The 21335-nt window shown below is 38.2% G+C and carries 24 protein-coding genes; 13 read left to right on the top strand and 11 right to left on the bottom strand.

Translation table 11 applies throughout. From position 1 onward, the window contains the following. The first annotated feature begins 162 nt into the window (after positions 1 to 162). From L3V77_RS24595 to L3V77_RS24610, 4 genes are all read left to right on the top strand, one after another. Positions 163 to 948, top strand: coding sequence for a hypothetical protein (locus L3V77_RS24595; protein ID WP_275137443.1), 786 nt, complete (start codon positions 163 to 165; stop codon positions 946 to 948). Continuing rightward, positions 932 to 2443: an EAL domain-containing protein gene (locus L3V77_RS24600; RefSeq protein ID WP_275137444.1), complete on the top strand. Its 1512-nt coding sequence runs from the start codon at positions 932 to 934 to the stop codon at positions 2441 to 2443. Before L3V77_RS24595 ends, L3V77_RS24600 begins: the two co-directional genes overlap by 17 nt. Positions 2444 to 2856: 413 nt before the next feature. After that, the gene (locus tag L3V77_RS24605; protein ID WP_275137445.1) at positions 2857 to 3591 is read left to right on the top strand and encodes a hypothetical protein; all 735 of its coding nucleotides are present in this window, start codon (positions 2857 to 2859) and stop codon (positions 3589 to 3591) included. 353 nt (positions 3592 to 3944) lie between these two features. Next, entirely contained in the window at positions 3945 to 4334 is a 390-nt protein-coding gene (locus L3V77_RS24610; protein ID WP_275137446.1) for a YbaN family protein, read from the top strand. Here the strand turns inward: L3V77_RS24610 and L3V77_RS24615 are convergent. Next, positions 4321 to 5187: a patatin-like phospholipase family protein gene (locus L3V77_RS24615; RefSeq protein WP_275137447.1), complete on the bottom strand. Its 867-nt coding sequence runs from the start codon at positions 5185 to 5187 to the stop codon at positions 4321 to 4323. The genes L3V77_RS24610 and L3V77_RS24615 overlap by 14 nt on opposite strands. Before the next feature lie 191 nt (positions 5188 to 5378). On the opposite strand from L3V77_RS24615, the gene L3V77_RS24620 reads away from it, so the two are divergent. Continuing rightward, a complete protein-coding gene (locus tag L3V77_RS24620; protein WP_275137448.1) occupies positions 5379 to 5513 on the top strand; it encodes a hypothetical protein in 135 nt (44 codons plus the stop codon). 71 nt (positions 5514 to 5584) lie between these two features. Here L3V77_RS24620 and L3V77_RS24625 read toward each other — a convergent pair whose 3' ends face one another. Then, on the bottom strand, positions 5585 to 6154 hold the full coding sequence (locus tag L3V77_RS24625; RefSeq protein WP_275137449.1) for a glutaredoxin: 570 nt from the start codon (positions 6152 to 6154) through the stop codon (positions 5585 to 5587). Between the two features lie 222 nt (positions 6155 to 6376). Then, positions 6377 to 7303: a porin gene (locus L3V77_RS24630; protein WP_275137450.1), complete on the bottom strand. Its 927-nt coding sequence runs from the start codon at positions 7301 to 7303 to the stop codon at positions 6377 to 6379. Between the two features lie 489 nt (positions 7304 to 7792). Between L3V77_RS24630 and L3V77_RS24635 the strand changes: the two genes are divergently transcribed. Next, entirely contained in the window at positions 7793 to 8581 is a 789-nt protein-coding gene (locus tag L3V77_RS24635) for a helix-turn-helix transcriptional regulator (RefSeq protein WP_275138246.1), read from the top strand. Positions 8582 to 8643: 62 nt separating this feature from the next. Here the strand turns inward: L3V77_RS24635 and pyrC are convergent, their stop codons facing one another. Continuing rightward, positions 8644 to 9672: a dihydroorotase gene (gene pyrC / locus L3V77_RS24640; RefSeq protein ID WP_275137451.1), complete on the bottom strand. Its 1029-nt coding sequence runs from the start codon at positions 9670 to 9672 to the stop codon at positions 8644 to 8646. Positions 9673 to 9881: 209 nt separating this feature from the next. Between pyrC and L3V77_RS24645 the strand changes: the two genes are divergently transcribed. Then, a complete protein-coding gene (locus L3V77_RS24645) occupies positions 9882 to 11720 on the top strand; it encodes a hybrid-cluster NAD(P)-dependent oxidoreductase (protein WP_275138247.1) in 1839 nt (612 codons plus the stop codon). Here the strand turns inward: L3V77_RS24645 and L3V77_RS24650 are convergent. Both L3V77_RS24650 and nadE read right to left on the bottom strand, forming a co-directional pair. Continuing rightward, the gene (locus L3V77_RS24650; protein ID WP_275137452.1) at positions 11717 to 12052 is read right to left on the bottom strand and encodes a hypothetical protein; all 336 of its coding nucleotides are present in this window, start codon (positions 12050 to 12052) and stop codon (positions 11717 to 11719) included. The two genes, L3V77_RS24645 and L3V77_RS24650, sit on opposite strands and share 4 nt — an antisense overlap. Before the next feature lie 163 nt (positions 12053 to 12215). Further along, the gene (gene nadE / locus L3V77_RS24655; protein ID WP_275137453.1) at positions 12216 to 13046 is read right to left on the bottom strand and encodes an ammonia-dependent NAD(+) synthetase; all 831 of its coding nucleotides are present in this window, start codon (positions 13044 to 13046) and stop codon (positions 12216 to 12218) included. A gap of 83 nt (positions 13047 to 13129) precedes the next feature. On the opposite strand from nadE, the gene L3V77_RS24660 reads away from it, so the two are divergent. Beyond that, a complete protein-coding gene (locus L3V77_RS24660) occupies positions 13130 to 13663 on the top strand; it encodes a nicotinate-nicotinamide nucleotide adenylyltransferase (RefSeq protein WP_275137454.1) in 534 nt (177 codons plus the stop codon). Positions 13664 to 13790: 127 nt separating this feature from the next. Here L3V77_RS24660 and L3V77_RS24665 read toward each other — a convergent pair whose 3' ends face one another. After that, a complete protein-coding gene (locus tag L3V77_RS24665) occupies positions 13791 to 14399 on the bottom strand; it encodes an AraC family transcriptional regulator (RefSeq protein WP_275137455.1) in 609 nt (202 codons plus the stop codon). A gap of 236 nt (positions 14400 to 14635) precedes the next feature. On the opposite strand from L3V77_RS24665, the gene L3V77_RS24670 reads away from it, so the two are divergent. Further along, a complete protein-coding gene (locus L3V77_RS24670) occupies positions 14636 to 15745 on the top strand; it encodes a 1-acyl-sn-glycerol-3-phosphate acyltransferase (RefSeq protein ID WP_275137456.1) in 1110 nt (369 codons plus the stop codon). Between the two features lie 89 nt (positions 15746 to 15834). On the opposite strand, the gene L3V77_RS24675 is transcribed toward L3V77_RS24670, so the two are convergent. Together L3V77_RS24675 and L3V77_RS24680 are read right to left on the bottom strand one after the other, a co-directional pair. Further along, complete coding sequence (locus L3V77_RS24675; RefSeq protein WP_275137457.1) at positions 15835 to 16440, bottom strand: hypothetical protein; 606 nt, start codon at positions 16438 to 16440, stop codon at positions 15835 to 15837. A 103-nt stretch (positions 16441 to 16543) separates the two neighbouring features. Next, positions 16544 to 16855, bottom strand: coding sequence for a YfcZ/YiiS family protein (locus tag L3V77_RS24680; RefSeq protein WP_275137458.1), 312 nt, complete (start codon positions 16853 to 16855; stop codon positions 16544 to 16546). Between the two features lie 257 nt (positions 16856 to 17112). Between L3V77_RS24680 and L3V77_RS24685 the strand changes: the two genes are divergently transcribed. Continuing rightward, positions 17113 to 17580 (top strand): TetR family transcriptional regulator, encoded by a 468-nt coding sequence (locus L3V77_RS24685; RefSeq protein WP_275137459.1) that lies wholly within the window; start codon positions 17113 to 17115, stop codon positions 17578 to 17580. A gap of 76 nt (positions 17581 to 17656) precedes the next feature. Here the strand turns inward: L3V77_RS24685 and L3V77_RS24690 are convergent, their stop codons facing one another. Next, positions 17657 to 17911, bottom strand: a complete 255-nt coding sequence (locus L3V77_RS24690; RefSeq protein WP_275137460.1) for a YgjV family protein — start codon at positions 17909 to 17911, stop codon at positions 17657 to 17659. 304 nt (positions 17912 to 18215) lie between these two features. Beyond that, on the bottom strand, positions 18216 to 18530 hold the full coding sequence (locus L3V77_RS24695) for a DUF496 family protein (protein ID WP_195705217.1): 315 nt from the start codon (positions 18528 to 18530) through the stop codon (positions 18216 to 18218). Positions 18531 to 18979: 449 nt separating this feature from the next. Between L3V77_RS24695 and L3V77_RS24700 the strand changes: the two genes are divergently transcribed. The 3 genes from L3V77_RS24700 (at position 18980) to L3V77_RS24710 (ending at position 21210) form a co-directional block, all read left to right on the top strand. Then, positions 18980 to 19645, top strand: a complete 666-nt coding sequence (locus tag L3V77_RS24700) for a DUF480 domain-containing protein (RefSeq protein ID WP_275137461.1) — start codon at positions 18980 to 18982, stop codon at positions 19643 to 19645. Between the two features lie 4 nt (positions 19646 to 19649). Next, complete coding sequence (locus tag L3V77_RS24705; RefSeq protein ID WP_275137462.1) at positions 19650 to 19943, top strand: GIY-YIG nuclease family protein; 294 nt, start codon at positions 19650 to 19652, stop codon at positions 19941 to 19943. A gap of 118 nt (positions 19944 to 20061) precedes the next feature. Further along, positions 20062 to 21210 carry a conjugal transfer protein TraF gene (locus tag L3V77_RS24710; protein ID WP_275137463.1) on the top strand — a complete coding sequence of 383 codons (1149 nt, stop codon included), beginning with the start codon at positions 20062 to 20064 and terminating at the stop codon, positions 21208 to 21210. Positions 21211 to 21335: the final 125 nt, after the last annotated feature.

The following is a 21335-nucleotide window of genomic DNA, read 5'->3' on the forward strand; positions in this document are numbered from 1 at the left end:
GTCCTATTGGCTAACTTGATAGTAGTACTTTAACAGCTAATTTTTCACATAGTGTTAGCACTTTAAAATTAAAACTAAGTAGTGTTTGCTATGTTTAATGATATTATCAAGCGTAGAATATGATTATTATTCTAAATTGAACTATGATGTGGCTGATTAATAATGATAGATTTCGGTAGGCTTTTAAAGAGATTTAGAACATCAAACTTTTTAAGTCAAAATGAGTTTGTTGATTTGGTAACGAATAAGGATAATAAGCTAGTTGGGTTGGATGTAGTAACTATAAGTCGCTGGGAGAACTGGGTCGTTGTGCCAACGCACCGTCGTCAAATCGAGGTTTTTCAAGGGGCCTCTAAGTGTTATTTCGATGTTGTTTTAGCCAACGAAGATTTACTAGTCCATGACTTTAAACCTAAGGTAATTGAAAAGTCAAATGTTTGGGAAAATACTGAAAATGTTAAAATAGAAGATGTTGTATATAAAGAAATTCAGTCCCAAGATGAACAAGGTAATACGCTGCATTGCATATTGTATACAGACAGAAAAGGTATACCTCTGGGGCAAATAACCTATAAATATTTCTCTCAAAATGATCTTTGGCATGCACTAGACAACGTAAATTGTTCATCAGTCAATGATGAGAACGGTGAGCAATGCCTACAGATTAGCTCAATGTTTTGCTTGTCGAATAAAATATTGCCACACATGCTAGGGTTGGTAACAAGAAAGTTGTTATTAAAAAAAATCAAAATGGTCGGTTTTACCAGCAAAAATAAAAAGTCCAATCTTAAAAGATTTTTAAGAGCAGTTGGATTTAAAATACATAAAGAGCAACAAGACAGCACGTCATTAGTTTTAACCTATTATGATGCGCTGTATAACAAAGAATTATTTTATTGTTCAATTTTAGTCGGTTTTCAGGGTGAATTAAATGTCAAGAAAGTGTAAAGATATACTAATTGTAGAAGATCAATCTTTTTTTCAAGATATTCTAGAAATAGCCTTGAGAGATATCGTGCCGAAAGAGGCGAATATAAGGAAATCGATAAGTGGAAATCGAGCTATTGACTTGCTAAAAAATGAGTTTGATTCAATAGGGTTGATACTCTTAGATATGAAGATGGAAGATGGAGATGGAATAACGGTATTAAACTACTTGGAGCAAAACGCATTATCTGATATTCCTGTATATATCGTGAGTTCATTAGACAGTGAATTTATCAGTTTTGTTATGCAGTCTATTAGCGATCTGGATATACGCCTGGTCGGATTTATTCCTAAGGATACACCAGATTTTGTGATCGATAGAATTTCTGATATTAAGCAGGATATTGTATCATTTTTATTAACAGACAAAACAAAAACACACCATGATCCAGTAAAATATGACCCTAAAGATCAAGGCTCTGATATTATAACAAAGCTTGAATCAGATTTAATCTTATATGTTCAGCCAAAAATCAATATACAAGAAGGTAGTTATATTTCTGGTTATGAAGTCTTGAGTCGATTGTACGACGAGCAGTTAGGCATCATTGAACCCAATAACTTTCTCCATTTCATTGATACAATGGAGAAAAAACTCGCTTTTAATTGGCTAGTGATCGAAAAAACATTTAAATTTCTGGAGAATAGTATCGAAGTAGGGGCTTATCATAACCTCTCGGTCAATGTTGACCCTGATGTACTTGGTCACAAGGATTTCGTTAATAAGTTTGATGGACTAGCAAAAAATCATAATGTCGATGTAGGGTTAGTAACTATCGAGTTAACAGAAGATTCTCAAATCGAAAGCAGCAAACTGTATTTTAATATTGCGCAATTAAAGCTACTTGGTGTTAGATTTTCGCTAGACGATTTCGGCAAAGGTTACTCCAATTTGGATCGAGTAGATCGCATACCATTTGACGAAGTTAAGATAGATTTAAATTTGATAGCCAAAGTACATAATAGTGAAAAAGAAAAAGAATTAGTCGTCTCAATACTCCATTATATCAAAGACAAAGGATGTAATGTTGTTGCAGAAGGAGTTGTAGACAAAGACACAAATGATTTTCTTAAGTTTGTCGGTTTTCATGAAGCGCAAGGTTATTATTATTCCATGCCAAAACCTATATCTGAGATAGATACTATTTTTATTAATTTTTTTAAGAATCGAGTTTCATTATTGCTGGGCGATATGAGTTCTGAAAGTTTCTTAGATATATATAACTATTTTCATATAAATGCTGTTGAAGTTTTAGATAAATATCTCACAAGGGAAGTTAAACTTGAACGAAATGAATTTGTTCACCAAGTAAAAGGAATATTGAAAACGGCAGGGTTGAATGAGGGACTAAAATTTGTCGAATTGTATAGTAATACTGGTGATGAATTACATATAATTAAGTTAAAAAAATATCTTAATTATTTTAATAAATCATTACTGAAAAATATTATTTGACTTAGTGGTTTTTTATCAAGTTTTTAATAAAATCCAACTCAGCATCTGTTAACTTAGAACTCTCTACATATAGGTTGTTGAGAGTTCTAAGTTTTTTTGCTATATATCCTTCAATATGCCTAATTTCATATTTATCTAAATTATCAATTTGAACAATCAAGTCGTCAATTTTACGCGAGCTAATCATAATAGTACCTCAAGGTTTTAATCAATTATATCCTTCTAACAGGGTGATGGTATTGGCAAGCCAATATAATTAATTGTAATTATTTGCCAGTAAGTAATTATAGTAATCAGTACTGTAATGACAGAAAACACTGCTATAAACATCAGAAAAATCTTATATTTGATATTCTTTTATTTGAGTAAATTAGGGCTCATGAATTATGAAGCATTTAATACATGAGGCTTAGATGAATATTGTTAATTTCGGCAGATTAATTAAGAAGTTAAGAGGTTTAAATTGTATAACTCAGAATGAGATGGTAGGTCTTGTCGAGGCATCTACAGGCGGAGATACAGGGATTGATACGGTGTCCATTAGTCGCTGGGAAAACAATGTTATTGTTCCAAGTCACAGAAGACAGGTTGAAGTAATTAGTAGCTTAGGTCATGATTTTTCAGATTTAGTTGACTCGGAAATGATAACAGTTTCGCAAAAAGAGTTGCAAAACTATTTAGTTAAAAAATTGATAGTAGATAGCTATTGGGATTTTTCGGCCCATAACTGTAATGTAGAGAAGTTGGTAAAACGGGAAGTCGTCAACGGTAATATTGTTAACTATTGTTTTATTGAGGAAAATTGTGATATCCCAGTCGCACTTATTTCATTTCGGTTTGAAAATGATTCTCTTACTAAAGGCGAAAAGTACATGGTCATTGAGTCACTCTATTGTGTTAATTCGGTTTTGTTACTGAATATTATTGGATTTTTCATGTCTCTTCTTATCAAAAGAGTTATTGATGGTGTCATTTACAAGTCAAAGAATAGAAATTCGCCACTAAATAAATTTGTAAAGTCGATTGGTTTTAAAACACTCGACAAAAAAGAGGATACGTACATTAACGTATTGTCCTATTCAGATGTTCTCTATAACAAAGCTTATTTTAGTTTAGCATCTTGTTATAACCATGGTATCGAATTGTAGGTATGCACACGTTCATAAACTCTGTTTGACGATTGTGGGTTGGCAAAAAAAGATAAAATTTAACAAGCGATGCTATTAAATCAATCACAAAAACTAATAATAATACCTTTGCCTCATTGGCGATGTAATTATTTGGGATCTTTTATTCCACCTATCCTAATTGGATAGGTTTTTTTTAGAGTTGATCTGATTGATGGATATACTACTGGCGATATGCAGTATGGAAGAACTGCGTACTAGTCAAGATAAATCCATTTGCTACTTTATCACTTACACATTACTTGAATTAATCAATTGTTAATGGGAACTATTCGTAATAAAATGGGAGGGTTTCTCTTAATCGGTTTAACAATTTGAAAAAGTGGTTTTTGATTTTTATTGGGTGGTTAGCGACTGGACTCGGGTTTTTAGGCGTATTTCTTCCCATCCTTCCTACCGTACCGTTTATTCTGCTTGCTATGCTCTGCTTTAGTAAGAGTTCACCTCGCTTTCAACTTTGGTTACAAAATAACAGATACCTTGGTCCCACCGTTACTCGAATTAAACGTAAGCAGGGCCTGACAGTAACTGAAAAGAAGAAAATTCTACTCTACAGTTGGTTGTCTATCGTGATGACAATTTATTTCCTGTTGGAGCGTATCGAGTTGCAAGTGCTATTAAGCATTATTCTACTCATTGAGACTTGGTTCATTATCCGCTATAAGACCTTTCAATCGACTAAAATTAGGTCTAGTTCTCGCTAAATGCCTTTCTTGCAGCGTCATAACCATATTGAATCATCTCTTCTGCTCGGTCAAATTCAAATGTACCACAGATGTTTTGAGGGATTTCTATTGCTTTATCTGGTGGGTAGGCCGCCAGTTTTTGTCGCGCAATTGTACTTTGCATGGCATCAAAAGCTTGGTTTGCAATGTCATAGGCCTCGAAATTGATATTGATTGAACCAATGACAGAATCTTGTAATTTGTCGACGTAGTGGCTTATTTTTTGTTGGATCGATCCTTTGACCTGGCTAGGAATGACCTCGATTTTTTCTGGCAGTTTAATAATGTCACCGCCGAGATTAACGGCTAAGGTTAAATCGGTTTTGTCTCCAAATGTCGGCGCGATTGGTACGGGATTAAGTACGCCACCATCTATCAACGATTCTCCATCTATTTCAAACGGTGTAAAAAAAAGTGGCAGAGAAATAGAAGCTCTTATCGCATCAAAAAGAGGACCAGAGTTTAACCATACCTCTTTTTCTTCACGTACATTAGCAGCGATAGCAGTAAATTTGATATCAAGATCTTCAATTTGAGTGTCGCCAATAAGATCGACCAATGTATTAATAATTCGGTCACCTTTAAACAGGCCACTAGATTGCCAGGAGATATCTAGTAATTTAGCCATTGATACTTTGTCGATAGCCGTAACCCACTCTACGAATGGATCAAGCTTTCCTGCCGCGTATATCCCACCAATAAGTGCACCAGCAGAACACCCAGCTATAGATTGAATTTTGTAATTATTTTCTATTAACCAATGAATGACGCCTATATGAGTCAATCCTCTTGCTCCACCGCTACCTAGGACAAGAGATACTGTCTTTGTCATGAATGTCTACCTATCTGATGTAATGCATTAACTATACACTCACCACTGTAGGATAAGCGAGTAACATTCGATGTTTGTGTAATTATATTACTAAAAAATGTAATTAAGGTCTTGTTAGTTGGTTTTAATGTGATTACAATCACATTAAATAGAAAGTTTGTTACATTTTGGGATTGAAAGGGGAATATATTATGGGACATGATCTCGGTGCAGCATATTTGAGTCAAATTATCGCTAAGCAGATGGTAGAAGAAGCAATTTACGGTAAGCCAACGCCAAAAAGAAAATCTCGCATTAAAGCGTTGATTAAAAAAATGATTAAATAATAATTGCCCCTCACATTAATACTTAGGGGCATTTATCTTTATCTAAAAATGAAACAGAGTTGCTTATAACATTAGAGTTTTGTGTCGTTTAATGCTGCCTCTAAACGATCTGCGCCACCGACATATTGGCTGTCTAGCCATATCTGAGGTACGGTGACTGGTGTTTTTGCCCCAATGATCGCTTTAACTTCAGGAATCATTCGGTACAGTGCTGCACTGTCTTTGACAACATCAAAATAGCGGTATTCGATTTCAGCGTTATCGAGCATCTGTTTTGCCTTCACGCAATAAGGGCATGTTGCTTTCCCAAATACAATATTTCCTTTCAATTCGTCGCGTTGACTCCACTGCTTTATTACTGATTGAACGAGTACACCCCGGTTAAGGGCTTCACCTTGGCTGATGACTTTTCCTTCTACAACAAGTATTGGCGCGTGCCACGCTCCAAGTTTAAGCGGTTCCCACCAATGAGAAAGCCAATCTTTTACTTCTAGTTCAACCGGTACATCTTTCAGTTCATTTGCAAACGTGTCGCTAAGTATATCTTTGGTTAGGGTGCATTCGCCACAGGGAATCTTGACACTGAATGGTCCCCATTTTCCACCCCAACGATATAACGTAATTTTTACCGGCTGTACCATACAATTATTTTCCTTCACTAAACTTGTCTATTAGATAAGAAAGGGACAAAGCAAAAAAAATTTCATTGAGTTAAAGTTACTGCTCATATTAATTAAGGTATTAGCACGAAATCAGTTTTGCTATTCGCTCAATATGCCTGCATTTGATTTGAATTAGGGGACTATGCAGTTAAGGGCCAAACTTGTTATTGGACCTCACTACAGTCCCCTTGTCGTTGTGGACTAGAAGTCGTAACGGATGCCAGCTTGTAGTTGGTTGTCTAGGTTGTCCATCTGCTCAAATTTATATCCTGCGTAGGTTCTTAAATTACTGTTGAATTTGTATACCCCCTCAATTGCGATGTTATCAGCTTCACTTGATTTTTTACTCGCTGCATCGAATTCGCTTTTATTGAATACCCCTATAAATACCATTTTACCCATCGTGTATATTGCCGACATTTCGAATGCGGTTGCATCATCATCGGCTGCTTCACCAAAAGCCAAAAGTGCACCAAATGTAAAGTCAACAATCGTTAGGTTACCTGCTAAGTTGAGTTGATAATCATCATCTGTAGCAACGAAACCGGCACCTACATCAATGGATTCTAGGGAATAGATGCCTGCAATACCAAAACTCTCATCGCTATCATCTGCTTTTTGAGCGGCTAAGTAGTTGGCTTTTACTGTAAAATCGGCAAAATGACCCGTATATAAGAAGTTGGCGTCACGCTTGTCTTTGTTTCCATCAGTAAGGTCTGCGGCGTCGGCACCAAATGTGGCCATAGTATCGGTAATATCCGTCAGCATTACTTGCGCGGAGTCTTGCTTACCGTAAGAGAAATCACCAGCGGTTGAAGCTATTCCAGCAAAAACATAGCGATTATTAATGGTACTTGAATCACTGGTATTAAATTCCGCTTCATATTTACCAAACCCTTCTAAAGATTCGCTTATCTGGGTTCTCCCAACGACGTTAATACGAGCGCGTGATTTATCATCGAAGCTGCTAGATGATGCGGTTTTGTTGTTGTCTGAAATGTTAAATCGGGCTTCAGCACGCCCACCTATCATTAATTCGGCAGTATCGCTTTCGTATACCGTTGCAGCCAAAGAAGATCCTGAGGCTAACGTTGTGACTATAGCGATTGCTAGTATTGAAATTTTCATCTGACATATCCTATGTAGAAAATATTGGGTATTCGCCCCCTCAAATATTTTCGAATAATCTAAACCATGGAATTGCAGTTTGTTATGGCAACTAGTTTTATAATTATTAGCATTTGTAATTTTTATTGAATTCCTCACTTAAAATTATGTCTAAGGGGAAGGATTTGTCCAAATTATTTATCAAGTGTGGCTAGCTAAGGGTAGGTTAAATGATGGCTAGCGATTGTTGACAGGGACTATAGTCGGCATTGATGAAAACGCAAAATAAATGGGGAATCTTCAAGGTTTTGATAATTCAGTTGGACACAGTGTCGGATTAAATTGTTGCTAATGTGAAATTATCTTGAAAATAAGAACGTTCATAAACTTTAAGAGTCGATGATTTGATTCATAGCTATATCAACGTGCGAGGTGTTTGAATATTCTCTCACTTGCTTTCTTTCTGGAGGAGGTGGATGATAAAGTACTTTTTTATTTTATCAGAAACTGATTTTGAAAAACTCCCCATATCTACACCCATCATTGACAATCAATCAGCCTCCATCGGACGTTTTTATGAACTTCGATGCATTTAGAGAAAATACCGAGACTCGACTACACGCACATAAATGGGGCCAATTACAGATTGTTACTGGTGGTTCGCTAGAGATTGTAGCTGAAAAAACTCGATTTATCGCGCCTCCGCACCTAGCTGTTTGGGTTCCAGCTGAAGCCATGCATCACAGCTTTAATAGAAGGCCATTGCGTTACTGCTCGATTAATATTGAATCAAGCAAATCGCAATATATGCCAAGCCATACCTGCTTAGTTAGCCTTACGCCGATTGTCTCCGCAATTATAGAGGACTTTAGACTTCGTTCGATTAATGTGGCGAGCACCATTCCAGATCAAAGGTTAGTTAATGTACTGTTGGATCAGCTGTATCTTAGTGAAGAACAAAGCCATTTTTTACCCAATAGCCACCATAAGTTATTACAACCTATATTATCTACACTGGAACAAAATCCGACGGATGACACGTCACTTAATGAGTGGGCTAGCCGGGTGCATACTACAGAACGTACACTCGCAAGATACTGTCAAATAGAGTTGGGTATGAGCTTTACAGAATGGCGCATAAGATCAAAGTATCTGCATTCAATGACGTTATTAAAATCAGGGATGTCAGTGAAAGAGGTTGCGTTGACACTGGGTTATCATCAAGCAAGCCCTTTTATAGCGATGTTTAAAAAATACGCCAGTGAGACCCCTGATCAATACAAAACGAGGTTGGCCTAGGGTTGTGATAGTATTTATGGCTCATATTTTTAGGAGCCATAAATACATATAGAACGAGCGCTTTACTTCACCTTCCAGTATATCTGCTCATCCGCACGGATAGGTATGACAGTGTCTGTTCCAAAAGGCATTGTTTTGTCTACGTGCCAGCTTTCTTTCGTTAAGGTGATGTTGTCACTATTTCTAGGTATGCCATAAAAATCAGGCCCATTGTGACTGGTAAATGCTTCTAAGTTTTCCAGCTTGTTTTCTTTTTCAAAGACTTCGGCGTATAACTCTATAGCGGCATGAGCGGTATAAGAACCAGCACAGCCACAACTGTTCTCCTTTTTATCTTGTGAATGTGGTGCGGAATCAGTACCAATAAAGAATTTTTTGTTTCCACTGGTTGCCGCTTCTATTAGTGCTTTTTGGTGAATATTTCGCTTAAGAATAGGCAGACAAAATAAGTGAGGGCGTATGCCGCCGACAAGCATATGATTACGGTTGAACAGTAGGTGATGTACTGTGATCGTAGCGGCTACATTATCTCGCGCATTGTTGACAAATGCCACCGCTTCAGAGGTTGTAATATGTTCAACAACGATCTTCAGCGTAGTAAACTTCGCCACTATTGGTGCAAGAATCGTGTCCAAAAATATTTTTTCTCGGTCGAAAATATCGACTTCTGCTGTTGTCACTTCGCCATGAATTAGTAGCAGCATTCCAACTTTGTCCATCGCTTCAAGAACGGGGTAAAGTGCTTTTATCGATGTAACTCCAGAATCCGAGTTGGTGGTGGCTCCTGCAGGGTAAAGTTTTGCCGCGACGATTTTACCTGACGCTTTTGCATTTATAATATCTTCTGGTGTGGTGTTATCTGTTAGGTAAAGTGTCATTAATGGCTTGAAATGATCACACTCAATGTGTTCATTGATGCGTGTATAATAAGCCATTGCTAATTCAGTGTTAGTTATCGGTGGAATAGTATTGGGCATTATGATCGCACGCCCGTTATAGCGGCTTATGTCGCGAACGGTATCCGCTAAAACAGCCCCATCACGTAAGTGGACATGCCAGTCGTCTGGACGAGTAATGGTGAGAGTAGTCATGATTAGTTTGCTCCACTTTTAGAACTGATAAGTATCGATGCCGCTACTGAACTAGAACAATGAATTAGAAAAGTTATGGCGTCGGGATAATATTAGAAAAAGTGTTGTATTTCATCAATTTTTTATGAGTAAATGGTTTTAAAAGAAAACGTTTGCGCAATTTGTCACGACGTAAGCAAATAACCTTATAAGGAAATCCGATGTCTAACTTGTCTTTGTCCCTTCTTTCCCAAATTAATGTCTACCCAATTAAGTCAATTAAAGGTATCAGTCTATCTACTTCATGGGTTGAAAAACAAGGGATTATGTTTGATCGCCGATTTATGTTAGCGGATCAAGAGGGCGTGATGATCACGGCTAGAGCATATCCTCAATTAGTGAGAGTAAAGGCTAACCTGACACCTAACGGCATGTGGTTGAGCTTTGATAACACTGCACCTTACAAACTGTCGATGACTGAATTCGAGATGGAGCAAGTAAAAACGAATGTTTGGAATGATGTTTTCACTGCTTTTTCGACTACCGAATCTGCGAATCGTTGGTTTAGTTTAATTTTAGGTCTTCCTGTGCAGTTACTTTATACAGGCGAAGAGTCGAAACGTGCAAAGGAAAAATTCGGACATAGTGTTAGTTTTGCTGATGGTTATCCATTATTGGTTATCAGCGAAGGATCTCTCACGGCGCTAAACGAAAGAAGTTCGGATAACCATGATATGGCACAGTTCAGACCTAATATTGTTGTCTCTGGGGGGGAAGCCTTTGTAGAAGATAGCTGGAAACGAATTAAGATAGGTAACGTTGAGTTTGAGATAAGAAAGCCTTGTCAAAGATGTATTCTTACCACCGTTGATGCAGAAACTGGAAGCTATAAAGCCAATAAAGAACCATTAAAAACACTGATTAACTTTCGATCTTGTGAGAAAGGAGAGGTCTATTTTGGCCAAAACTTAGTCGCGCTAAACGAAGGGGCTATACAGATTGGTGACCCTATAGAAGTGTTAGAGTACAAGCCAAAAGAGGTTTACTTTGATAAAGGATTTACAAAGAGTATAGAGAATGAAAGCCTTCGATTAACCTGTGTTGAAATCGAAGAAGTAGCGAAAGACTTTGTGACTTATTGGCTAGAACCAACCCATGGTGTATTGCCTAATTATTCCCCTGGTCAGTATCTACCGATAGAGATTGAAGCTAATGGTGAATCGTACGCTCGTTTTTATACGCTTTCGTCTAGCCCTAGTCGTCTTGGGCGGTATGCGATATCAGTGAAGCGGGTGAATGGAGGTAAGGTATCGAACTATTTATCCGATAATATGCAAGTTGGGGAAGTATTAACAGCGGAAAGCCCATCCGGAAGCTTCCATTTGCAAGAAACGGCAGACCAACCTCTTTTGCTTTTGTCGGCGGGGAGTGGTGTTACCCCAATGATATCTATGTTGAGATTTTTGGCGGATCACAATCAACTCAATGATACGGTATTCTTCCATCAGTGCAGCACGATAGACGATATTCCTTTTAGAAATGAACTCGACACATTCCACGCACGATTTCCTGGGTTTAAGATGGTTATTTCCTTGAGTCAGGCGCACGAAGAATGGGAAGGCGTGAAAGGTAGATTAGCGTTGTCTCATATAAAGCATATTCCGGACGTAGAGTCGCGACAAGCCTTCGTGTGTGGACCGAAACCTTTTATGAATAAAGCAAAAAATTTGTTACTTAAAATGGGGTTACCTGAAACGAACTATCATCAAGAATCGTTTGGCGTAAGTACCGAAAATAAGGCAAAGGAAATCAAATCTGTAACTTTGAGCCTAAATGGACAAGAGTTTCAAGGTGATAATCAATCATCCATTTTACAGCAAGCAGAAAAACAGGGCTTATATATTGCCAATAGTTGTCGGGCGGGCTTGTGTGGGTCCTGTATGTTAGAACTCAAATCTGGCCAAGTTGATCAAGAAGACGTGCCTGCATTAACCAAGGATGATGCTGCGAACGGCAAGATACTTGCCTGTTGTAGTGTACCAACAACAGATGTCGAACTTTCAAGTTAATCTAAAAGTAGGTACTCTTTTGGGTTGGTGATTTCAACACTACGATTGGCATGTAGTATGTAATCCGACACATGGGTAATGATGTAGGTTTGTTTATTAGTAATCACATTGCCCACTTTGAGTTTGTTCAGTGGCTTATCGCTGGATGCACAGAACCAATCTTTATGTGCATGATCGTTAACCGTAACCAAAGTAATACTCTCGATAGCGATTGCGCGCGAACCGTAGTTTGCCAATATGACAAATTTATCGCCCGATACCATGCTTTCTACCTGACTTCCAGGTTTGAGTTGAGATAATGAATGAAGCTGCAATGGTGTTTGATTTCGCATATTTAGTGGTGTTTATCTAATGGTTAAAGTTAAATTAAAAGGTTATCAGTGACAGCCTCTCGATGAAGATATTATCAGAAAGTAAAAGCTCTATTGGCTTTCATGGATGCTTTTACTCGCTGATTCTTTCTGTAATTAGATACCGCTCCTATTATCAACAACCTCAGTCGTAAATGGTTGGTATTGCTTTTCTTTTATGCTGAGTAGCTTTGTAAGTGGCAACTATTCTATTTGTGACGTCTATAGATACTTCTTTGCCTTCCAAAAAATCATCGATCTGATCGTAAGTGAGATGCAGCGCATCTTCATCCGCTTTTTGAGGAGACAACTCTTCTAGATCCGCTGTCGGTGTCTTATTCACCAACACATGAGGTGCTCCTAGTGTATTAGCGAGTTGTCTGACCTGACGTTTACTCAAACCAAATAATGGCGCTAAATCACAAGCTCCGTCTCCAAATTTTGTGTAGAACCCCGTTATATTTTCCGCTGAGTGATCGGTACCTATGACCAGTCCGCCAACGTAACCTGCAATTTCGTATTGAGCGACCATACGTGCTCGGGCTTTAACGTTACCTTTTACAAAATCATGTTTAGCATCGTTGTCAGGAAGAATACCAGCCCCGTATAGCGCTTCACCTGTGGCGGCGTGGATACCATCGACCCCTGCTTTTATATTAACAGAAACCGAGTGGCTTGGTTTTATAAAGGAAAGGGCAAGCTGTGCTTCCTCTTCGTCTTTCTGTTCGCCATAGGGAAGACGAACCGCAATGAACTGATATTCGTTGGTTGAGGATGCTTCATTCAAACCAATAACGGCGAGTTGAGCGAGACGGCCACAAGTGGTTGAATCAATACCGCCGCTAATACCTAATACTAGTGATTTACAACCGGATTCGGTCAGTTTGTTTTTAATGAACTCGACTCGACGATTAATCTCAAAATCTGGGTCGATAGAAGCTAATACGCGCATCTCTTCACGAATTTGATGTTCCATTTGGGTTCCTTTTCCTACAAAATGTATCAACAGGTAATATCATACCTAAATAATCACAATTAAAAACAGTGAAAATCTATCTTATGTCGTTAAAAATAGAGAACAAAACTAAAATTGCCGTGTTTGGGAGCGCATTTAATCCACCGAGCTTAGGCCATAAGAGCGTCATCGATTCGTTGGGTCATTTTGACAAGGTTATCTTAGTTCCAAGTATCTCGCACGCCTGGGGAAAGGAAATGTTGGATTACGAACTACGTTGTCAGTTAGTTGAGTTATTTGCCAAAGATTTGAGTTCGAAAAAGATAGAGGTATCCAAGGTAGAAAAAGATCTATACGAACCAGAACAGAGCGTGACAACATTTGCAGTATTGTCGGCATTGGAAAAACACTACACTAACGCTGAGTTTACTTTCGTTATGGGGCCTGATAACTTCATAAATTTTGATAAATTTTTTAATTACAAAGGAATACTGGCACGTTGGTCGGTGACTGTGTGCCCAGAAAAACTGAACATTAGAAGCTCATTTATTAGAGATAATCTAAGAAACAAAAAATCCGTGAATAAATTGACGACATCCTCGGTCGAGAAGTACCTTTCAGAAAACAATGTATATTAATGTATTCTCCGATACTGTTTTGCTGCAATACCAACACTACTAAATAACTGGTCAGATGAAATGTGCTCGCACATGGATGTATCTAACGGTTCGTTTCATCGTCTCGATATACTGGTATCAAACGAGTTTAAAGAGACGATCCAAAACCAAATTCATACAAGCCAACAAATTCTTGTTGTGAAACATCAAACAGTTCTAATGCAACCTGTTCGGGTTTCTTTCCCGAAAGCACGCGCTTACGCGCTTCTCTTAGCTTTAATGAGAAATGGATTTCGGCATCTAGTCCCGCGTTATTGTTTGGTGCCCAAGCGTTAAATTGCTGGCTCAGTTGACTCATTAGTAGCTGAGGCTTGGTATTTTTCACCTCATGACGAACGACCTGCAGTAAAACTTGATGGTAATCGTTGTCGAGAGACGAATCCGTCAACAAACTAAATGCATTCTCTGTGATATCACTTGCTTCAACAAAGCCAACTTTATTCGTAAAAGAGTCGGCAAGTCGTTGAGAAAATGCAATAGTTGAAACGTTAGACAATGCAAAAAAGGTCGTTGAGACTAAGCAATCAGCAGGTATCCAAAAATATTGCCCTGGTTCTACCGCGTATTCATTCTTGCCCACCTTGATCAAAATCGTGCCTTGAGTGACGGTCATCAGCGAGTGTTTTAAGGTCTTTTGTCGTGATGAAATAGTGATGTAGGGATGAGAAATGTTTTCAAATTGAATAGAGTAGTTCATAGTGGCCTCGAATAATTCGCCGCTAGGTTACCTGTTATTTGACATAAAGCCAATATAGTTAGCACAAGAGCTAACCTAACGATGCATCCCGGCTTCAGGTTAGTTGCGGTATCACTCATAATGAGCAATTTTCAATACATACTCTGGTCGGACCATGATTAAATACCAATACTAATGCTGAATATAAGCCAAAGAGTGCGTAGAATTAGCCCGATTTTAAAATAATGAAGAAAAATATGAATTCTGAAAAAGATGTTTACCAAGAAATTCGACCATACAATGATTCAGAAATTAGTGGCGCTATTGATCGTTTGGTTTGTGACCAAGAGTTTGTCAGTGCCATTATTAATCATCGTTTTGCAACCAAGCCTGTGTGGCTTAAGACGCTTCTCTCTCCGTTTGTGAAGATCACTTTAAAAACGAAATGGGGTAAACTAAAAACGGTAGCCGATGTGCAATTGGAGGTTGAAAGGTATCTTGCGAATACACTTAGAAAAACAACCGATGGTGTGGTTTTTGAGGGACTTGACAGTTTAGATAGCAATATTCCTTATTTGTTTGTGTCCAACCATAGAGACATCGCGATGGATCCAGCACTCATCAATTATGGTTTATATAATAGTAAGCACAAGACAGTCAGAATAGCGACGGGAGACAACCTACTTAAAAAACCATGTGCGACGGAGCTGATGAGGCTAAATAAGAGTTTTATTGTAAGACGTTCTATTAAGGCACCAAGAGAGCTGTTGAAAGCGCTGGGTTTGCTATCTTCTTATATCAAAAACTCATTAGAGACAGGAAATTCCATCTGGATTGCTCAACGAGAAGGTCGAGCTAAGGACGGAAACGATATCACTGAGCCTGCAATACTTAAGATGTTTCATGTTGAAGGTCGAAAAAGAAAAGTGGGATTTGGCGAATATATAAAGTCGCTAAATATAGTTCCGGTTGCGATCTCCTATGAGAATGACCCATGTGATTTAGACAAAGCTAGAGAACTTGACGAAAAACGGAATAATGGAAGCTATGAAAAAACTGAGTTTGAAGATATTGAGAGTATCGTCAAAGGTATCGTCGGCTATAAGGGAAGGGTATCGGTTTGTTTTGGTCGTGTCATAGAGAAAGAATTTGATAAGCCAGAAGAGCTCGCCCTAGAAATAGATAAGCAGATAAGTCAGCTGTATACGCTTTATCCTGTTAATCTTTATGCAGCGGGCATTGAAGACGATTCTATAACAGATAAAGTCAAACAAGACTTCAATGACAAACTAGACCAGTTATCAGATGGAGCAAAGAAGGTATTGACCAATATGTACGCTAACCCAGTTCATAATAAAGGGCAATAAAAGGAGCATTACGCTCCTTTCAACTAGCAAATACGATCTAATTTTTGGCTGGACGTTGAAAGGGACATATCAATTTGATCTGCCTTGGCTTATCTAGCCACAGCTCCACCAAGGTTTAGATTTTTCGGCCATGTTTTGATGACATTACCACCGAGAAATATATTGCCATCAACCGTCATGGTTTCAGGGAATGCATTTACCTTAGAGCCACCAATGTACAGGTCGCCCTTTATTATAATGTCATTGGGTAACTCTGTTAACGGTGTACGAATTACACTCAAATCACCATTCACACTCAATCTGGCTGGCAAAGATTTAAGCTGCGTATCGGTAAAATTAATGTAACCGCCTACTTGAATACCAGCAGGCCATGTTTCGATTGTAGCGCCAAGAAAATTGGCATAGCCTTTAATTTTGGTGCCTTTTCGAATCTGCTTAAGTGCACTGTTTGAAGCATCTAAATTGCCATTTACCACTAGACCTTGTGGGAGTTTTTCTATGCTTGTTTTTGAAATATTTAGATTACCTTTCACGACCAAACCAGTTGGTAAAGAAGTATAAGGTTTGTTTCGAAGATATAGATTACCGTAACTATCCAGATGATTCAGTATTTCATACTCGTCAAGCGGCGTAGCAATACAAGCCGAGGGTAGAATCAAGCAGCATAGAATGAGTATTGTTTTATTAAAATACATGGGCAATTTCTTAATGATTTTATTACCTATCGGCACAGAACTGAAAAACTGAAGACGTGGTGTAGAAACGAGCTAAAGAGTTTAGCCCGTTGATATTTGAGATTTAGCGACTGATCGAACGGGACTTGAGCTCAAAAATCAGTTTTTCAGCACTTACTTCAAACTTGAATTGGACATGCAACTCTTTCGCATCGTCAGCAATTGGGCTCGAATCATACTCAACATTTGCGCAAACGTCTTTTGCTAGTACTATGTATTTGTCGAGCTCGGCTTGTAGAAGCTGCTTGGACTGAGCGAATATAGATACGTCAGCAACCTCGTCACCTTCTCCAATGATAAATCCTACTTCAGCAGTAACACCACATGCTTCACAAAGTTCATTTTCTGGATCAATACCATTTGTATCTTTGGTCATAACAATTCCTCTTACTTAAAGTCGCTCTATACTACATTAGCTACTTGATAGATAACCAGAAAAATATGCCCAGTTTAGAACAATATCGGGTTGAAAAAAAACCTATTAGCAAAGTTGTATAGCAATAGTTTCAAGATGCCAATCATCTAATCGGTAAAACCATTTAATGTAGATCAAATAGTACGAATGGCTATATCTAATGTCGCCATTTTACTGATCGTTGAATAGTTAAGGACGTCGTCAAAAAGAGGTGATATATGCCAAAAAGAAGCAAAATTGAAACTAAAGTGACTATCCAAAGAATTTTAGATGCGGTTGCCGATCAGTTGCTGAGATTGGGTTACGACAAAATGTCGTACACGACATTAAGTCAACAGACAGGAATTTCGAGAACAGGAATCAGTCATCACTTCCCTAAGAAGCAAGATTTTATGTTGGCGTTAGATGAGCGCATATATGGGATGCTAGTGTCTCATCTAGATCTGGATGATAAATTGGAAAATTTCTCTGAGAGTTGGGTGAGTTCTCTAGGCAGGCCTGAATTCAAATCGATTCTTCGCATTATATTCCATCATATTGTTGCATTTGAAAATGGTGAAAAACCGGTGCAGGGAGGCATTGATAGGCTAGACAATCTGCTCAATAATAAATATGGCAGCGAAAGTAAACGAGAATTGGAGTGGCTTATTGGAAAATCGCTGGTTGAGATAAGTTTTAAGGCGTGAGTTAATCAAATACTATCCCAACGAGTCAGAGTCGGGATAGTTTATTCGTTATATCATTGTAAACGACAGTGGAAACTTAAATCTTTATAGCATCTATTACGTTTAATTTTTTTTCTTGATACATCTTGAAGAGGAAATAAACGTTTACGCAAGCAATAAAAGCATTAGTCGCCACAACGGGCATTGCCCCAATCATTACACCGTAAATTACAAAAAATGTACAGCCAACAAAGTTTAGAACGCGTAATTTTACGATGTCTTTCATTGTTAATGAAATAGCAACCATTATAGAAGCGACGTAACCCATAATTTCAATCATATTAAATTCCATTATTAAATCCTCATTTGAATGCCGATAATTCGGTACCAATTCTTCTCTTCGTGAGATATACGAGGAAGCTCCGTGCCTCGAATGGTTCTACTTGTTAATTGGCGCTGAATATATCAGGTACAAGAGTGTGAGGAAAGCCACAAAAATGGATTTTTAGTAAGTTAGCGATTACGCAAACGTTTAACAAAAGAAAAGACGTATTTGATTACCGAATCTATTGAAAATTTGTATAAAAAAACCTCAATATTGGTAGCCCAACTATTGAGGTTTAGTTTATGTACCATAACGTTACATTGCAGAGAGGTTATTTTTTACCTTGAGACTGCTTGTCGACTTCGGTTAGTTCTCTAATACGACGACTGATTTCACGTCGTGATTTTGAGATCTCTGCGCTACTAATAATGTGGTCATCGACACGATCTTCGTAATCGGCTTTCATGTTCTTAATAATAAGAACAATTTCGTCGTGTGACATTTGAGGTTTGATATAATCCAACAGGTTGTCCAAAAGTTCTACGCGTTTGGTGTTATCACGGACCTTTTTTTCGTTGTCTTGGAGTTCACGCTTTAATTTATTTTTGCGACGAGCTTGATTCACAATCTCAAAAACGTTGTTCATGACGGTATCTTCCTAAATTTATGTAATGTTGTTAACTCGCTAAAGCATATCAGACGTTTTGAGAACAGTCATATCATAAATGGAGAGAATTTCACTACCTACTAAAAGTAAACTGAGGTAAGGATTGTTATTCGATCAATATGTCGTTATAAAATAGAAATCAAATCAGAGGTTGTGGAATTTAAAGATAATCATACATATGCAAAAAATAAACAGTGAATCCAGTCTCAAAGTATCATTACGTCTGCAACGTGCTTACTTAAAGGCACGAGGAGAGCAAGACCTTGTCGAAGTTGATTTGAACAGGGCTCGTATTATTTTGGTCGATCGAAATGGCAAATTAATCAAAGAATTACATAAGAATGAGCACTAGTTAAGGCAACACAATTTCTGGGTGAACATATCAAATTGCCAATGAGTTACTCAACATATAACCATAAGGAATGAGTATGAAAATTGAATTGTCAGCTATCGAAGCACGAGTGATTGGATGTCTTTTAGAGAAAGAAGCGACGACTCCTGATCTTTATCCACTCACATTAAATAGTTTAACTAACGCATGTAACCAAAAAAGCAACCGCGAACCAGTCATGTCGCTGAGTGAAAGTGACGTATTAGACGCGGTTGAGAACCTTATATCAAAACGTATGGTAAGTGATGAAAGTGCGTTTAATAGTCGTGTCTCAAAATATCGACATCGTTTCTGTAACACTGAATTTGGTGATCTGCAGTTTTCTCAGCAAGAAAAAGGCGTGGTTTGTTGTTTTCTTCTTCGAGGAGCACAAACACCAGGTGAGCTGAGAACTCGGACGAACAGGCTGTGTCAGTTCACCGATGTAAAAGAAACGGAAGCGGTGCTAGATAAATTGTCTGTTAATGATGTTGAGTCGGCGATTGTGGTCAAACTGCCCAGAGAAGCGGGTAAGAGGGAATCACGGTATATGCATCAGTTTTGTGGAGAAGTCGATCTAGACGCGTTCTCAACTGCATCTGCAATCCAATATGAGGGTGTTAAACAGCAAGAAAATCAGAAGCTTCTTGAACTAGAAGAAGAGCTTGCCTTAGTTAAAAAAGAAGTGGCGGAGTTACGCGAAATGTTAGAGCTGTTACTTTAAGCTTATGTCTGATTTCGTTAACAAGCAATCGAACACAAGTTGGTGGGTATACCTAATCCGCAATAACAGAAATGCCCTGTATTGCGGAGTTACTAACAACTTGGAACGTAGATTTAAAATGCATCAGGATGGAAAGGGAGCGAAGGCCTTAAAAGGTAAAGGGCCATTAGTTTTAGAATGGTCTCAAGAGCTAAATAATAAAGTCTCTGCTATGCAATTGGAATATAAAATAAAACAATTGAAAAAGATCGATAAAGAAACATTGGTCAAGGATGGCTATGTCTTTCCACAAGTGTGATTTGTTTTTCTAGCCGCTATTTTTAGACCAATATCGCGAAATAATCTATTTTTACTGTTATTATACATAGCGCTCATCAATGATATGAGCCTTATATATAATTAATTTTACAGTTGAGATGTCTATGAAAACGATGAATAAGATTGGTTTGGCTATCGGTGTGGCGACAATGTCTAGTTCAGTCCTTGCCGCTACGCATATTGCGGATAGTCGTGGTAATGGTATGGGAAACACTGGCGTGGCGAGCGCTGACTATTTGGTTGCCCCTTTTTACAATCCCGCGTTAACCGCGCAGTATAGAGAGTCCGACAATTTTGCATTGTTAATTCCTGGTGTTGGTATGACAGTAAGAGATAGCGAGGACACGCTTCAGGAAATAGATGATCTTCAAGATACTATAGATCAATTTAAAGCTTCTCCTGACCAATCTAACATCAATCAACTTAACAGCCACTTGGATGATCTTACGGGTAATAAGCCATTAACGGTTACCGCTACAGCCGGTATCGCTGTTGCGATACCCAACGCTTTCGTTGCTGTGAATTTTTTTGGTCGAGGTTATGTAGAAATAATTGCAGAGACTGATATTGCTTCTTTATCCGAATCTGGTGGTGATACTCAAACTCGATACGAAAACTCGAATGTAAACCTAGCCGCATTTGGCTATACGGAATATGGAATATCGTTTGCTAAAAAACTGGTGATTAGTGGGCAAGAATTTTCACTTGGTATCTCGCCAAAATACCAGGAACTTCGAACCTATTCAGATATTGTAAATGTCGAAGATTTTGACCTAGATGACTATGATGAAAGTGAGGTTAACGACACCGCATTTAATTTAGATTTGGGTGCGGTTTGGTACAAAGAGCAGTGGAGAGTGGCGTTTGCTATAAGAGATCTGTTTAAGCAAGAAATCGAAACCGCCAACTTAAATTACAAATATGAGCTTACACCTCAAGCCACGTTAGGTTTTGCTTATTCTTCTCGGTTTTTTACCGCGGCTTTAGATGCAGATTTGACCGCACAGACTCGTTATGCCAACGTTGATGATGACACACAATTTGTCCGTTTTGGTTTAGAAGGAAATGCTTGGGATTGGTTGCAACTCAGAGCCGGCTATCAAATTGACCTAGAAAACACGATCGATAATATGGTTACAGCGGGCGTTGGAATATCACCATTCGATGTCGTTAATATCGATGTAGCCGGTTCGTATGCCGGCGAAAATGAATTTGGTGCCTCTGCTAACCTAGCGCTTACATTCTAAATCAGTATCTAATCGTCACAATTTTATACGCTATCGGTATCTGCCGATGGCTTCTTTTTAATAGATAAGCCTATAAATGTTGCTATAACCCTTTATTCTCTATTATGATTTGGAAACAGACTCTT

It is taken from the genome of Vibrio sp. DW001, from assembly GCF_029016285.1.
Lineage (GTDB): Bacteria > Pseudomonadota > Gammaproteobacteria > Enterobacterales > Vibrionaceae > Vibrio.

Bases quoted from the DNA above. Each gene is read 5' to 3' on its own strand.
- L3V77_RS24595 (WP_275137443.1), top strand. From the start codon at position 163: ATGATAGATTTCGGTAGGCTTTTAAAGAGATTTAGAACATCAAACTTT.
- L3V77_RS24600 (WP_275137444.1), top strand. From the start codon at position 932: ATGTCAAGAAAGTGTAAAGATATACTAATTGTAGAAGATCAATCTTTT.
- L3V77_RS24605 (WP_275137445.1), top strand. From the start codon at position 2,857: ATGAATATTGTTAATTTCGGCAGATTAATTAAGAAGTTAAGAGGTTTA.
- L3V77_RS24615 (WP_275137447.1), bottom strand. From the start codon at position 5,187: ATGACAAAGACAGTATCTCTTGTCCTAGGTAGCGGTGGAGCAAGAGGA.
- L3V77_RS24620 (WP_275137448.1), top strand. From the start codon at position 5,379: ATGGGACATGATCTCGGTGCAGCATATTTGAGTCAAATTATCGCTAAG.
- L3V77_RS24625 (WP_275137449.1), bottom strand. From the start codon at position 6,154: ATGGTACAGCCGGTAAAAATTACGTTATATCGTTGGGGTGGAAAATGG.
- L3V77_RS24630 (WP_275137450.1), bottom strand. From the start codon at position 7,303: ATGAAAATTTCAATACTAGCAATCGCTATAGTCACAACGTTAGCCTCA.
- pyrC (WP_275137451.1), bottom strand. From the start codon at position 9,672: ATGACTACTCTCACCATTACTCGTCCAGACGACTGGCATGTCCACTTA.
- L3V77_RS24650 (WP_275137452.1), bottom strand. From the start codon at position 12,052: ATGCGAAATCAAACACCATTGCAGCTTCATTCATTATCTCAACTCAAA.
- nadE (WP_275137453.1), bottom strand. From the start codon at position 13,046: ATGGAACATCAAATTCGTGAAGAGATGCGCGTATTAGCTTCTATCGAC.
- L3V77_RS24660 (WP_275137454.1), top strand. From the start codon at position 13,130: ATGTCGTTAAAAATAGAGAACAAAACTAAAATTGCCGTGTTTGGGAGC.
- L3V77_RS24665 (WP_275137455.1), bottom strand. From the start codon at position 14,399: ATGAACTACTCTATTCAATTTGAAAACATTTCTCATCCCTACATCACT.
- L3V77_RS24670 (WP_275137456.1), top strand. From the start codon at position 14,636: ATGAATTCTGAAAAAGATGTTTACCAAGAAATTCGACCATACAATGAT.
- L3V77_RS24675 (WP_275137457.1), bottom strand. From the start codon at position 16,440: ATGTATTTTAATAAAACAATACTCATTCTATGCTGCTTGATTCTACCC.
- L3V77_RS24680 (WP_275137458.1), bottom strand. From the start codon at position 16,855: ATGACCAAAGATACAAATGGTATTGATCCAGAAAATGAACTTTGTGAA.
- L3V77_RS24685 (WP_275137459.1), top strand. From the start codon at position 17,113: ATGCCAAAAAGAAGCAAAATTGAAACTAAAGTGACTATCCAAAGAATT.
- L3V77_RS24690 (WP_275137460.1), bottom strand. From the start codon at position 17,911: ATGGAATTTAATATGATTGAAATTATGGGTTACGTCGCTTCTATAATG.
- L3V77_RS24695 (WP_195705217.1), bottom strand. From the start codon at position 18,530: ATGAACAACGTTTTTGAGATTGTGAATCAAGCTCGTCGCAAAAATAAA.
- L3V77_RS24700 (WP_275137461.1), top strand. From the start codon at position 18,980: ATGAAAATTGAATTGTCAGCTATCGAAGCACGAGTGATTGGATGTCTT.
- L3V77_RS24705 (WP_275137462.1), top strand. From the start codon at position 19,650: ATGTCTGATTTCGTTAACAAGCAATCGAACACAAGTTGGTGGGTATAC.
- L3V77_RS24710 (WP_275137463.1), top strand. From the start codon at position 20,062: ATGTCTATGAAAACGATGAATAAGATTGGTTTGGCTATCGGTGTGGCG.